The sequence below is a fragment of the Herbaspirillum autotrophicum genome, assembly GCF_001189915.1.
In the GTDB taxonomy this organism is placed as follows: domain Bacteria; phylum Pseudomonadota; class Gammaproteobacteria; order Burkholderiales; family Burkholderiaceae_D; genus Herbaspirillum; species Herbaspirillum autotrophicum.
Genome location: NZ_LFLS01000008.1, coordinates 60,673 through 73,430, shown reverse-complemented (window position 1 = coordinate 73,430; position 12,758 = coordinate 60,673). Strand labels below are relative to the sequence as shown.

The following is a 12,758-nucleotide window of genomic DNA, read 5'->3' as shown; positions in this document are numbered from 1 at the left end:
GTTATGCCGCCACTTCTTCTGGCTTCGGGAAGCTCAGCAGCAAATCGCGGTAATGCTCATATTGCTTTTGGCGCAATGCAATTTCGCGTGGTAAGCCTTCACTGATGGAGTTGGTGAGGGCGTCGAATTTGTTGAGGATGGCGACAATGCGAGCTTGTTCGGCGAGCGATTTTTCTGAATCGTTCGGATACGGAATGGGGATTAGTAGTTTCCGTAAGTTATCGTTGTAGAGCCGTTGAATTGTTCCGCCTTCAGAAATGCCCCAATTAGCGATTTTGTAAAAGTAGAACAAGAATTTGTTCAAGACAACGCTTTCATCATTTTCAATCCAAACAATATTGCTATCTTGAAAATAGGCATCTTCTCCGTCGAATACAACTGCTCGACCAATGGTGCCGCTCGCAGAAATCAAAATCTCGCCAATTTTTGGATAGCTATATTTGGCTTTGTATTCCTCAAATAAACTTCCAGGAATGTAAGCGTCAGGCTTTTTTCCAAAGGTGCCAATTTTATAAAATGGAATTTCTCCCTCAGATGATGTTTGAGATTTTAAAATTCGTTTACACATACGAACTTCACCAATCGCTCCCAGCGTCTTCCACTCCACCTCCCCATCTTCAAAACTCAACAGCTGGTCGCGATAGTAGTTGTATTGTTTTTTGCGGGCGGTAAGCTCTGCGGTAAGCTCTGCGGTAAGCTCGGCGAAGGCGTCCAAAATCCGGACGACTTCGGCTTGGATTTCAAGCGATTTCTCTGGGTTTTCTGGGCATGGGATGGGAATTGAAATCTTCGCCAAATCACTGGCGGAGACATCAATTACTTTTGTCCCTTTTGAATATTTTCGCTTTTCGCCTGAAAATATATCTGTTTGAGTGAAGTAAGCAAAATATTTACCTAGAATAATTTCGCTTGGCTTGAATATAGTTGCATGACCACCTGTCACGGCTTGGCGTTCACCTAAGTAAACCACTGCTTTGCCAACGTCTTCTAGGTTTTCACTTGTATTTGTAATTACAACATCACCCTTGTTGACCTTTTTTAATTTCTCAGCAGTCTCAGGAGAAACAAAAGATTTTGTCGATGTAGTTGATAATCCGTAATAAGTATAAATTTGCCCGTAGTGAATAGCGGGAATGCCAGATTCTGTAAAGTCGGTTTTCGGCAGACCATTTCCACGAACTAATTCACCCACGTCTCCCAACGCCTTCCACTCCACCGCAACGCCATCCAGCAGCTTTTCCATAAAGTTCATGCTGCTCATGCCTCAAGCTCCTCGCCTTCAATCTCGGCCACAATGGCGTCAATATCCCCACGCAGTTGGTCGATCTTGGCGACAGTGATTTTTAGTTCGGCATTGAGCTCGCCAATATCCACCACTTCGCGGTTGTCTTTGGCTTCGATATAGCTGCTGACCGACAGGTTGTAGTCGTTAGTGGCGACGGCATCAAAGTTCACCGATTTGGCAAAGTGTTCCACATCCGCTTTGCTATCGAAAACTTGCATGATGTGTTCGATGTGCGCATCCAGTAGCACGTTGTTATTGGTTTCTTTTTTGAACAGACCGCTGGCATCAATAAACTGAGTGTGGGTGTCTGTTTTGTGTTTGGAGAGCACCAAAATGTTCACCGCAATGGTGGTTCCGAAAAACAGATTTGGCGCCAGCGAAATCACGGTTTCGACGTAATTGTTATCCACCAGATATTGGCGGATTTTCTGCTCGGCACCTCCACGGTAAAAAATACCAGGGAAGCAAACAATCGCCGCGCGGCCTTTGCTAGAGAGGTAACTGAGCGCATGCAGCACAAAGGCAAAGTCGGCTTTGGATTTGGGCGCTAACACGCCTGCAGGCGCAAAGCGATCATCGTTGATCAGGGTGGGGTCGTCTGAGCCTATCCATTTCACCGAGTAAGGCGGGTTGGAGACGATGGCGTCAAAGGGTTTGTCATCACCAAAATGCGGATTTCGCAGCGTATCGCCCAGCTGGATGTTGAACTTGTCGTAGTTGATGTTGTGCAAAAACATATTCATCCGCGCCAAGTTGTAGGTGGTGTGGTTGAGCTCCTGCCCCCAAAAACCGTCTTCAATGGTGTGCGCGTCAAAATGTTTTTTTGCTTGCAGCAGCAACGAGCCAGAGCCACAGGCCGGGTCGTAAATTTTGTTGACGCTGGTTTGCCTGTGCATGGCAAGCTGGGCAATCAGCTTGGAGACATGCTGCGGGGTGAAAAACTCACCACCGGATTTACCGGCATTGGCGGCGTAGTTGGAGATGAGGAATTCGTAGGCATCGCCAAACAGGTCGATATGGCTGCCGTCAAAATCACCAAAGTCCAGCCCGGCCACGCCTTTGAGCACGGCGGCCAAACGGGTGTTCTTGTCGACCACGGTGTTGCCGAGGCGGTTGCTGGTAGTGTCGAAATCGGCAAACAGGCCTTTGATGTCGCGCTCGGAAGGGTAGCCGTTGGCAGAGCTTTCAATGGCGGAAAAGATGGCGGCCAGATCGGTGTTCAGGCTCTCGTTGGTGTTGGCGCTGGCGGCTACAGTGGCGAACAGCTGGCTGGGGTAGATGAAGTAGCCCTTGGTTTTAACGGCATCGTCCTTGATGTCTGGGGTGATCACGCTATCAGGCAGCTCTGCATAGTTGACGCTGTCGTCATCGGCCTCGATATAGCTGGAAAAGTTCTCACTGATAAAGCGATAGAACAGGGTGCCCAAGACATACTGCTTGAAATCCCAGCCGTCAACGGCACCTCGGACATCGTTGGCGATCTGCCAGATCTGGCGCTGTAATGCGGCACGTTGTTGAGTACTTGTCATTGTGTTATTCCTGTTTCAATACATTATTACAATTGGGGTAATTTATAATTAAATACATTCAATAATAGGGCTAGTGTAAATTAACAGCTGCCCTTGAATACAGTCAGATCGGGCTACATTCCTATTACATATGGGATCGAAAGATTCGTCTCCTTGAATGTCTGCTCCTGGCGGCGGATCGCCGACGTTCAAAAGACTTTAGGAAAACCTCGCGTTTTAAGTGGTGCGATAGTTAAACGACCACAAAAAAAGTGCCTCAAAAAATAAAAAAGGCATCCTCATAAGGGGACTTATGAACCACTACTCCTAGTCGATCGAAAGCGAAACTCACGTATATATTATTAAAACGATGTGAGTACTATTCTTGTTGATGATTGAGCAGACTACGAATAAGGTTATCGGCCAATTTCAAATTGCTTGGCGAAAGCTGAGTCAACATTTCAAATATCAGCGCAAGCTCCGGGCGCTCCCCGGGGGCATCAAGGGCGTCACGACCTTCAGCCTTTCTGTCCTGCCCAACCCTCTTCCCACCTGTCCCGAATCGCAACCACTGCGGGGATACATCAAACCAATCTGCTAAGGCCAGCAACTTATCCTGGGTCGGTATTGCATCGCCACCCAACCACTTCCTGATTGTCTGCTGAACCACCTTCTTATCCGGATAGCGCTTATTGAACTCACCAGCGATATGCGTTGGGCTCGATACAGGAAGACCAATGCGCTTGAACTCCCGCGTCAAGCGCTCACTAAATTGCATCCGTAATTTCTCATTTGTAGCATCCATATTGCAGACGCTACCGGTTCTCACAGTAACTTTATAGAACTATAAAGTTATCCAAAGTAACTATTTGTTACTATAATTCAAAGCCCGCCCTTTTTTCAAAGTCATTTTCATTGGCTGTGGAGGCAGGCGCTCGTCAACAAGCCCAATAAGGAAATTGAACAGAAATGAAAAAAATTATCGTATCCGCCCTCCTTGCGGCGGCATCAGCAACAGCCGCTAAGTCGCTTTTTCTTTTGCCGGGGAATTTTTTGCCCATCGAGGCCAAATCTTGTGTCCGAGAATACGCAATAGACGCATTACCGCAATCAATTGGTTACCCGTGTAATAGCGCGATAAAAAGCCTGCAAGCGATTTTTTTGCCTTTGCTCGCGGAATTGACCAGATCTAACTGATCCATCTTCCATTACCGAGCGAACGTGGCAACACGGTCATAAGAACCTTCAAATCCCAATGCGAACAGATGGGGCCTCAATGTGCGTGCTCTACGTCTCTCACCAGGCGCATTCCTACCAGGGTATAGCGAGTGCTGGTGGCATTCCAGTTGCGGAAGGCGCAACGTGCATACAATGACCAGGTATGCCACGAGCCGCCACGTCGCACTTTAACTTCACCGTCTGCCGGGCCCTGGGGGTCTGCAAGCGGCGCATGTGCGTAGGTGTCTGCGCCATACCAGTCGGCTGTCCATTCCCAGGCATTGCCGACCATGTCGTGCAGCCCAAATCCATTCGGTGGAAAACTCCCCACGGGAGAGGTAAAGGCAAAGTCATCATGATTCTTGAGCGCATGACTGGCCAAGCCTGGCCAGTACGGTGCGGCGCTGACATCGAAGGTATTGGCGATGCGGCTCAAGCCATCCGGATCATCGCCATTGGGGTAGCGAGTCGTGCTACCTGCGCGACACGCGTATTCCCACTCTGCTTCGGTCGGTAGCCGGTAGTGCACCTGTTCTTTCTTGCTCAGCCATGCTGCCAGGGCTTGTGCATCATTCCAGGTGACGTTGAGTACCGGATGATTGTCGGCCTGCGGAAAGCCGGGATTTTTCCAGCTGTATCGCAGGTGGCGGCCTTCGAAGGCGTCTTTGCGTTCAGTTTCTTGAGGATCATAGTCCGGGTTGTAACCATAGCCTCCGGTCTGATCTCGAATGGATTCCGGGGTATAGCCCGACGCCGCTACAAATTTGGCAAACTGTCCAACCGTGACCAGATACTTCCCTGCATAAAACGGATGGGTGATCAGTACCTTGTGTCGAGGCCGCTCATCGTCAAGGTCCAGCAGACGACGTTCTTCATAATCCGGATAGGCTCCTTTCAGCGATGCGAGAGATTCATCGGTACCCATCAGAAATTCTCCCGCAGGGATCAGGACCATTTGCATTCCGATTGAATTTTCGATAGTCGCAGGCAGTGGCGATATTTCCTCGGCATGCAGCGATGTCAATGCCATGCAAAGCAGCATTGCCAGTAATCCAGCGTATCGGTGTTTCAAGCTATCTCCCTTGTTTTGATTATTATTGTCCTGTTCCAACGCCGACAACGCGCTGAAACCCTTGCTGCCAGTCCTGGGATTGCCGACAAAAGTGGTCGATTCGATCGCCAATGGCATGGTGAGCAGTTAGTAAGGGCGCATGCAGTGGCGAAGTATCGGCCGCGGTCGATTGCGGACATCGGCGGCGGTCGCGAACACCACTTTATCAGGATTTCTTGCTGCGGAATATTTGCCTACACCGGTGCACATTGGCGAACTCGCGCACTGTATGCGCAATCGATGATCCTTGCCGGGCCTGATTTTTCGGCTCGCCGCACACATGCTTTTTTGACGCATCATCCTTTGATGCCGTGTTCGACTTACGGGGGGGGGCATCAGAAATAGCAAAGGGCTTACGATAAAACGTAAGCCCTTTGCTATTTCTGACATGAAAAATCCGAACCAGGTGACTTACTCACCTGCATCTGCCCGATTCTTGCCACCTCATTCAGGCAGCCTGATCTTATTTGAGCGCGCCATTCAGCAACAGCAGCCCCGGCACCCACCCAGTGAAAATCCCGCACAGCAAGGCGGCGACGCCGGTTATTTTCGCGATTTGCTTTTGCACCGAAAGCAGCAGAAAAAACATGAACCACAGTATTGCCCAGGCGGCCCAGTTCAGGCCGAACCAGACGCCCCAGGTGGTGGTGGCGGTTTGCAGGGTGTCGATGGCGACCGGGATGGCGGTGATGGCGACGAACAGGCTGAACCAGCCGAGGCCGCGGCCGTCGGCGCCGTTGAAGCGGTTGAAGGCGATCCAGAAGTAGGTGAAAGAAAACAGCAGGGTGAGGGCGGCGCCTTTGACCGAGGCGGCGTCGGCATTGGGGCCGAACGCCATTTGCAGGGAAATCAACAAGGTCACGCCGCCGGAAAAGACATTGATGACCCAGATTTCCTTGTCGCCGATGCGACCGAGCAACCACAGGCCATTAAGGCACAGCACGGCGCCCACATAGAGTAGTGAAAGACTTAACAGCATGACATCTCCTTGTTGAATGCAGCGGCAACTCTTGTTATTCGATGTTCACGACGACACAGGAACTTGCATTGCATGAAGCCGGCGAGGTCATTGCGACTTCGCCGGCGTTCCATTCATGCCAGATATCACCTCAGTGGCTGATCATCCAGGGTCGCTTGCCAACGAAGGATTTGGCGCCGTTGGGGGCAACGATGGTGGATTTGCTTTTCTTGCCGGACGAGCAGCAACTGCATCCGGAGGGGTGCGCTTTGGCGGCGTAGTTCTTGGAGCTCACCGGTTCATGCGAGGATTTTTCATTGGTGCTCATCGCATGCCGGCGCGCTTCCGGCATCAGCGCCAGACTTGGCGCAGAAAGCCAGGTGCGCTCGGCCGCTGCCGCGCAATGCGGGCAAGTAATGGGATCGTTGCGGGCGGCCATGCTGCGCACCGCCTCGAAGCAACCACAATCCTTGCAGAGATAGTCGTAGGTTGGCATGACGTGTTCCTATTTCTTGAGGTCGTGTGACAGCGGCATGCCCATGCCTTTGAATTTCTGCACCACGGGGCCGGCAGCGCTCGGGTTGATATCGAAGTCGAAGATCTGCGTCGGCAGCCACAAGGTGGCACAGGAGTTGGGAATGTCCACCACGCCGCTGATGTGTCCTTGCACTGGCGCCGTGCCGAGGATGGAATACGCCTGCGCCCGGCTGTAGCCGAACTTGGTCATGTATTCGATCGCATTCAGACAGGCCTGGCGATAAGCCACGTTGACGTCGAGGTAATGCTGCTTGCCATGCTCATCGACCGAGATGCCTTCGAAGATCAGATAGTCGTTGTAATGCGGGGTGATCGGGCTGGGCTTGAAGATAGGGTTCTTGATGCCATAGGTGGCCATGCCGCCTTTGAGCACGGTGACCTTCATGTGTACCCAGCCAGCCATTTCGATGGCGCCGCAGAATGTGATTTCACCGTCGCCTTGGCTGAAGTGCAAATCGCCGACCGACAGACCGGCGCCTTTGACATACACCGGAAAGAAAATCTTCGAGCCGCGCGACAAATCCTTGATGTCGCAATTGCCGCCGTGCTCGCGCGGCGGCACGGTGCGCGCGCCGTCGGCGGCAGCTTTGTCGCGCGCTGCGCCTTTCATTTTTCCCATGTGCGCAGTCGGTGCGAACGGTGCATTTGCCAGCGGCGGTACGCGCTGCGGGTCGGTTTCGATCAAACCGATTTCACGCCGGTTCCACTCGGCCAGCAATTTGGGATCGGGCAGGCAACCGATCAGGCCGGGATGGATCAGGCCGGCATAGTTCACGCCGGGCACGTGGCGCGATGAAGTGAACATGCCCTTGAAGTCCCAGATCGATTTCTGTGCTTCCGGAAACTGGTCAGTCAGGAAGCCGCCGCCATTCTTTTTGGAGAAGAAGCCGTTGAAGCCCCACATCGATTCTTGCTTGGCGCCGATGTCCAGCAATTCCACCACCAGCAAATCGCCGGGCTCAGCGGTATGGACGCCAACCGGTCCGGTCAGGAAGTGGACGATGGAGAGATCGATGTCGCGCACATCGTCGGCACTGTCATTGTTCTTGATGAAGCCGCCGGTCCAGTCATAGGTCTCGAGGATGAAGTCGTCGCCCGGGTTGACCCAGGTTGCCATCGGGATATCGGAGTGCCAGCGGTTGTGCACATTTTCATTTTCGTAGGGGGATTGATCCAGATCTACTTTAATCAGAGTCTCAGCCATGGTGTCTGCCTATAAAAGTTATGTTCATATGGACGGAACCCGGATTTTTCCCATGCTGACCATTCAGCGCATCCACACCTGGAAACTGTGACCCGAGCATCCCGCGGTAAATAATGTCTGGACAATGCGTATCTCCCAATACGTCAAACGGCGTACATGCAAAATTGTCCACGCGGCTTGTCATTGCTGAACCCCGGAAATACAGTCAAATCCGGTACTTGCCGATCTTGAAAAATGGCGGATTGTGGCGCGAAAAATCATTCGGCAATCACCGGCAGACAAACGATGCCCGGACGAAAGTCAGGCGGGCGGGGCAAGGTGCAAGCGGCCCGCGAAATTATCAAGCGGTCAGGGTTTTTCCGAGGTACGCTAGCGCGGCATGACAAAGAATGCCTGCCGGCTTTTTCGTCGCGGGAAGAATGGCTTTTCTCCGCCGCCGTATGTTGCGGACGCATGCAGACATTCCCGGCAGCGCATGTGAATCCGAGGCCACTTGAATGCCAGTTTGCATTGCGGCGCAACATGTTCATTCATTCCAACTTTCATTGATCCGATGGCTCAACAGAAAATTTTCCGCATCCGCCGTGAGTACAACCGCTGGGTCGCCAATGAGTCGATAGAGGATTATGCGTTGCGCTACACGCCGCGTCATTTCCGCAAGTGGTCGGAGTGGCAGTTGGGCAATGCGGCGTTTGGCGCCGCCTCGTTTCTGGCGCTGGAAGCAATCGGTGGCGCGATTGCGCTGAACTACGGTTTCGCCAATGCGGTCTGCGCCATTCTGGCGGTCATGCTGATCACGTTCCTGACCGGTTTGCCGATCAGTTACTACGCTGCCCGTTATGGCATCGATATGGATTTGCTCACGCGCGGCGCCGGCTTCGGTTATATGGGATCGACCATCAGCTCCTTGATCTACGCCAGCTTCACGATCATCTTTTTTGCCCTGGAAGCGGCCATCCTGTCGGTCGCCATGCAGATGTGGATTCCGTGGCCGCTCTGGATCTGGTATGGAATTTGCGCCCTGTTTATTGTGCCGCTGGTGGCACGCGGCATCACCCTGATTTCGCGTTTGCAGATGTGGACGCAGCCGCTGTGGCTGATACTGCTGGTGGCGCCCTATCTCGCCATCTATTGGAAGAAACCGGAGGCGTATACCGAGTTCGCGCAATTCGTCGGCGCGATTTCCAATAGCAACAGCTTCGACCCGGTCATGTTCGGCGTCGCGGCTACCGTGGCTTTTTCACTGGTGGCGCAGATCGGCGAGCAGGTCGATTTCTTGCGCTTCCTGCCGGAACGTACGGCAGAAAATCAACGGCGCTGGTGGACGGCAATCATCGTTGCCGGTGCCGGCTGGATCGTGCCGGGTGGATTGAAGATGCTGGGCGGCGCTTTCCTCGCCTTTCTGGTTTTCCAGAGCGGGGTGCCGGCGGCGCATGCGATGGAGCCGACGCGCATGTATTTGCTTGGGTTCTCTTATCTGTTTGATGATCCGGCCTGGATACTCGCGATCACGCTGCTGTTTGTCATCGTGTCGCAAGTCAAAATCAATTTGACCAATGCCTATGCCGGATCACTGGCATGGTCGAATTTTTTTGCACGCCTGACGCACAGTCACCCGGGGCGGGTAGTGTGGCTGGTGTTCAATTGCCTGCTGGCGTTGCTGCTGATGAGCCTAGGGGTATTCGCGGCACTGGAAACCGTACTTGGTTTGTACAGCAATGTGGCGGTGGCGTGGGTAGGTGCATTGGTCGCTGATCTGGTGATCAACAAGCCGCTCGGATGGAGTCCCAAAGGAATCGAGTTCAAGCGCGCGCATTTATACGACGTCAATCCGGTCGGTCTCGGCACCATGCTGGTGTCTGCCAGTATCGGCATCGCCGCTTTCGCCGGCGTGTGGGGACATCAGGTGGCGGCCTTTTCGCCATTCATCACGTTGGGCATGGCCTTTATCGTCTCGCCGCTGCTGGCATGGTTGACCAGAGGGCGTTATTACCTGGCACGCAAACCGACGATGGCCGGCGCGCCGGGGCAGGCAGTGCAATGCGGTGTCTGCGATAACCATTTCGAATCGGAAGACATGGCGCATTGCCCGGCATATGGCGCGCCCATCTGCTCGCTGTGCTGTACGCTGGAATCGCGCTGCCATGACTTGTGCAAGAAAGAGTCGCGCACGGCGGAACAGGCGCAACAACTGCTGTCGGCGTTGTTGCCGAATGCCTTGTCGCATCTGGTCAACCGGCGCGTCGGTAATTACATGGTGGTGGTGCTGTCTTTATGTGCAGTCGGTGCCGCCGCGCTCGGTCTGGTGTATGCGCAAGAAATTTCCTTGCTGACTTCGGCGGGCGACCGTTTGCTGATCGATGGCATCTTCATCAAGATTTCTGCCGTGCTGCTGATCATCGTCGCGGTCTCCAGCTGGTGGGTGGTGCTGGGCAGCGAAGGGCGGCATCTGGCGCAAGACGATTTGAACCGGCAAAACGAATTGCTGACGCAAGAGATCGACGCGCATCAACGCACCGATGCGGCATTGCAAAGCGCCAAGGAGGCGGCGGAATCCGCTAATCAGGCCAAGACCCGTTATGTCGCCGGTATCTCGCATGAACTGCGTTCGCCGCTCAACAGCATCCTCGGCTATTCGCAAATCCTGCTGAAGAACGAGCAGCTTGATGCAGCGCCGCGTACCGCGATCCAAACCATACAGCGCAGCGGCGAGCATTTGCTGGGGCTGGTCGATGAGCTGCTCGATCTGGCGCGGATCGAAGCTGACCGCATGCGGCTGGAGCCGGTGCCGATCTTGTTTTCCGCCTTCATCGATGATTTGCTCAGCATGGTCAAGTTGCAGGCCGAGGCCAAGGAATTGCGTCTGCACTATACGCATGGCGGGCATCTGCCGCATTACATACTGGCCGACGGCAAACGCCTGCGCCAGATATTGATCAACCTGCTCACGAATGCGGTACGTTTCACTGATGCCGGAGCGGTCACCTTGCATGTCGAACGCAGCGGCGCGTCGCTGCGCTTCGATGTGATTGATACCGGCATCGGCATTGCAACACAGGACCGGCAGCGCATTTTTCAACCGTTTGAACGCGGCGCCGCCGGACGCCTGCGCGGTGAGCCCGGCGCCGGGCTGGGTCTGGCGATTACCGAAAGACTGATCCTGATGATGAATGGCAGTCTGGACTTGCTCAGCATACCTGGGCAGGGCAGCACCTTCACGGTCTCTTTGCCGTTGATGGAAATCAATGCTGTCGCCACCTTGCCGCAGCGCGACGTGATCGGTCATGCCGGTACGGCGCGCACCTTGCTGGTTGTCGATGACCAGCCGGTGCAACGACACATGCTGAGCGGCATGCTGCTGCCGCTCGGTTTCCATGTGCGGGAAGCCGCGAGCGGTCATGAGTGTATCGATTTACTGCAAGACTTCACGCCTGATGCCATTTTGCTTGATATCGGCATGGATGGCATGGATGGATGGGAAACGGCGCGGCGTGTCCGTGCCGTCAGCGGCAGCGGTATTCCCATCATCTTCGTATCGGCCGACTTGTTTGAAAACGATCCGGAAAGAATGCGCCAGGCGGGATGTCAGGATTTCATCGGCAAGCCGGTGCTGGAATCGGAATTGATGTTGGTCTTGCAACGACAGTTGCGTCTGGAATGGATATATGCCGGCGCGCCGCCGCCAGTCCCTGTCACCGGAGTCTTGCCGGCGCAGCTTGCGTTCCGGCAACCGGCAATTGCGCAACTGTTGCAACTGACGCGCATAGGACATGTCGCCGGTTTGCGCCGGGCACTGGATCAGTTGTCGGCCACAGATGCATCGGCCGCGGCCTCCTGCATCGTAGTAAGATCGCTGCTTGAGCGTTTCGAGTTGGGCATATTAGAGAACGCCTTAATGGAGAATGAACGTGCCGCATCACTTGATTGACAATCCGGATGAGCGCCCGGTGGTATTGCTGGTCGACGATGCTCCCGGCAGCCTCGGCGTACTGTGCGAAACCCTGGAGAGCGCCGGTTATACCGTGCTGGTGGCGTGCGACGGCGATACCGCCTTGCGCCGTCTGAGTCTGGTGACGCCGGATGTGATCCTGATGGATGCAATGATGCCGGGCATCTCCGGCTTTGATACCTGTCGCCGCATCAAAGCCGATCTCGCGACCAAGCATATCCCGGTCATCTTCATGACCGGTCTGTCCGATACTTCGCATGTGCTGGAAGGTTTTGCCTGCGGCGGTGTCGACTATGTCGTCAAACCGGTGCGCGCGCCGGAGGTGCTGGCGCGCTTGCATACGCATGTGGGCAACGCGCGCATGGCGCGGTTTGCACTCGACGCCATTGATGTCTCAGGACTGGGAGTGATCATGCTCAATGATCAGGGACGCATCTCCTGGTGTTCACCGTGCGCCAGACGCTTGCTGACTCAGTTCGATATCGATCCGGATGCATTGACGGTGCCGCAATCATGGTGGCAGAGCAACAGCGGCATGGAGTTGGTGGCGGTGGTCAGCGACGCTGCCGGTCCCGGTTTGCTGGTCCGCAATATGGGGCCGGCGGGGAGGGATGAAATCATGTTGCTGATCGAGATCGGCGTGAGCGGCAATCCGGTCTTGCCGCCCGGCCGTCTTGCCAGCGCCGCGCTGACGCCGCGCGAAACGGAAGTGCTGTCCTGGCTGGCCAAGGGAAAAACCAATCGCGACATCGGCGAAATTCTGACCATGAGCCCGCGCACCGTGAGCAAGCATCTTGAACATATCTTTGAAAAGCTGGGTGTGGAAACGCGCTCGGCGGCGGCTGCAATGGCGAGCGCGCAAGAAAGTGCAGAGGCGCGTCTGGGAACGCCGCGCTGGCCGCATTAGCCGGGGCCGGGAATTCCAGCAGGCACACGGACAAGTCAGTCTGAATGATGTCGACTGCTTGATTTTACTGATGAGCTGAAT

At 54.4% G+C, this 12,758-nt stretch carries 10 protein-coding genes; 3 read left to right on the top strand and 7 right to left on the bottom strand.

All coding sequences use genetic code 11. The annotated features are described in order from the left end of the window. Position 1: 1 nt before the first annotated feature. The 3 genes from AKL27_RS08460 to AKL27_RS08450 form a co-directional block, all read right to left on the bottom strand. On the bottom strand, positions 2–1,261 hold the full coding sequence (locus AKL27_RS08460; protein ID WP_050462372.1) for a restriction endonuclease subunit S: 1,260 nt from the start codon (positions 1,259–1,261) through the stop codon (positions 2–4). Then, positions 1,258–2,814, bottom strand: a complete 1,557-nt coding sequence (locus AKL27_RS08455) for a type I restriction-modification system subunit M (RefSeq protein WP_050462371.1) — start codon at positions 2,812–2,814, stop codon at positions 1,258–1,260. The genes AKL27_RS08460 and AKL27_RS08455 overlap by 4 nt, the downstream gene beginning before the upstream one ends. A 358-nt stretch (positions 2,815–3,172) precedes the next feature. Further along, a complete protein-coding gene (locus tag AKL27_RS08450) occupies positions 3,173–3,598 on the bottom strand; it encodes a transcriptional regulator (protein ID WP_157056853.1) in 426 nt (141 codons plus the stop codon). Positions 3,599–3,762: 164 nt separating this feature from the next. Between AKL27_RS08450 and AKL27_RS27650 the strand changes: the two genes are divergently transcribed. After that, the gene (locus AKL27_RS27650; protein ID WP_157056852.1) at positions 3,763–3,990 is read left to right on the top strand and encodes a hypothetical protein; all 228 of its coding nucleotides are present in this window, start codon (positions 3,763–3,765) and stop codon (positions 3,988–3,990) included. Between the two features lie 76 nt (positions 3,991–4,066). Here the strand turns inward: AKL27_RS27650 and AKL27_RS08445 are convergent, their stop codons facing one another. The 4 genes from AKL27_RS08445 to fmdA form a co-directional block, all read right to left on the bottom strand. Continuing rightward, a complete protein-coding gene (locus AKL27_RS08445) occupies positions 4,067–5,053 on the bottom strand; it encodes a formylglycine-generating enzyme family protein (RefSeq protein WP_050462461.1) in 987 nt (328 codons plus the stop codon). Positions 5,054–5,585: 532 nt separating this feature from the next. Further along, positions 5,586–6,101 carry an AmiS/UreI family transporter gene (locus AKL27_RS08440; RefSeq protein ID WP_050462369.1) on the bottom strand — a complete coding sequence of 172 codons (516 nt, stop codon included), beginning with the start codon at positions 6,099–6,101 and terminating at the stop codon, positions 5,586–5,588. Between the two features lie 130 nt (positions 6,102–6,231). Then, on the bottom strand, positions 6,232–6,576 hold the full coding sequence (locus tag AKL27_RS08435; RefSeq protein WP_050462368.1) for an FmdB family zinc ribbon protein: 345 nt from the start codon (positions 6,574–6,576) through the stop codon (positions 6,232–6,234). 9 nt (positions 6,577–6,585) lie between these two features. Further along, positions 6,586–7,821, bottom strand: coding sequence for a formamidase (gene fmdA, locus AKL27_RS08430; RefSeq protein ID WP_050462367.1), 1,236 nt, complete (start codon positions 7,819–7,821; stop codon positions 6,586–6,588). A 553-nt stretch (positions 7,822–8,374) separates the two neighbouring features. Between fmdA and AKL27_RS08425 the strand changes: the two genes are divergently transcribed. Together AKL27_RS08425 and AKL27_RS08420 are read left to right on the top strand one after the other, a co-directional pair. Continuing rightward, entirely contained in the window at positions 8,375–11,749 is a 3,375-nt protein-coding gene (locus tag AKL27_RS08425) for an ATP-binding protein (protein WP_050462460.1), read from the top strand. Then, the gene (locus tag AKL27_RS08420; RefSeq protein WP_050462366.1) at positions 11,724–12,677 is read left to right on the top strand and encodes a response regulator transcription factor; all 954 of its coding nucleotides are present in this window, start codon (positions 11,724–11,726) and stop codon (positions 12,675–12,677) included. Before AKL27_RS08425 ends, AKL27_RS08420 begins: the two co-directional genes overlap by 26 nt. Positions 12,678–12,758 lie beyond the last annotated feature (81 nt).

What these genes read in the sequence shown, in the direction of transcription:
- AKL27_RS27650 (WP_157056852.1), top strand. Translation starts at nt 3,763, where the DNA reads ATGAAAAAAATTATCGTATCCGCCCTCCTTGCGGCGGCATCAGCAACA.
- AKL27_RS08435 (WP_050462368.1), bottom strand. Translation starts at nt 6,576, where the DNA reads ATGCCAACCTACGACTATCTCTGCAAGGATTGTGGTTGCTTCGAGGCG.
- AKL27_RS08450 (WP_157056853.1), bottom strand. Translation starts at nt 3,598, where the DNA reads ATGGATGCTACAAATGAGAAATTACGGATGCAATTTAGTGAGCGCTTG.
- AKL27_RS08425 (WP_050462460.1), top strand. Translation starts at nt 8,375, where the DNA reads ATGGCTCAACAGAAAATTTTCCGCATCCGCCGTGAGTACAACCGCTGG.
- AKL27_RS08445 (WP_050462461.1), bottom strand. Translation starts at nt 5,053, where the DNA reads ATGCTGCTTTGCATGGCATTGACATCGCTGCATGCCGAGGAAATATCG.
- AKL27_RS08460 (WP_050462372.1), bottom strand. Translation starts at nt 1,261, where the DNA reads ATGAGCAGCATGAACTTTATGGAAAAGCTGCTGGATGGCGTTGCGGTG.
- AKL27_RS08420 (WP_050462366.1), top strand. Translation starts at nt 11,724, where the DNA reads ATGAACGTGCCGCATCACTTGATTGACAATCCGGATGAGCGCCCGGTG.
- AKL27_RS08440 (WP_050462369.1), bottom strand. Translation starts at nt 6,101, where the DNA reads ATGCTGTTAAGTCTTTCACTACTCTATGTGGGCGCCGTGCTGTGCCTT.
- fmdA (WP_050462367.1), bottom strand. Translation starts at nt 7,821, where the DNA reads ATGGCTGAGACTCTGATTAAAGTAGATCTGGATCAATCCCCCTACGAA.
- AKL27_RS08455 (WP_050462371.1), bottom strand. Translation starts at nt 2,814, where the DNA reads ATGACAAGTACTCAACAACGTGCCGCATTACAGCGCCAGATCTGGCAG.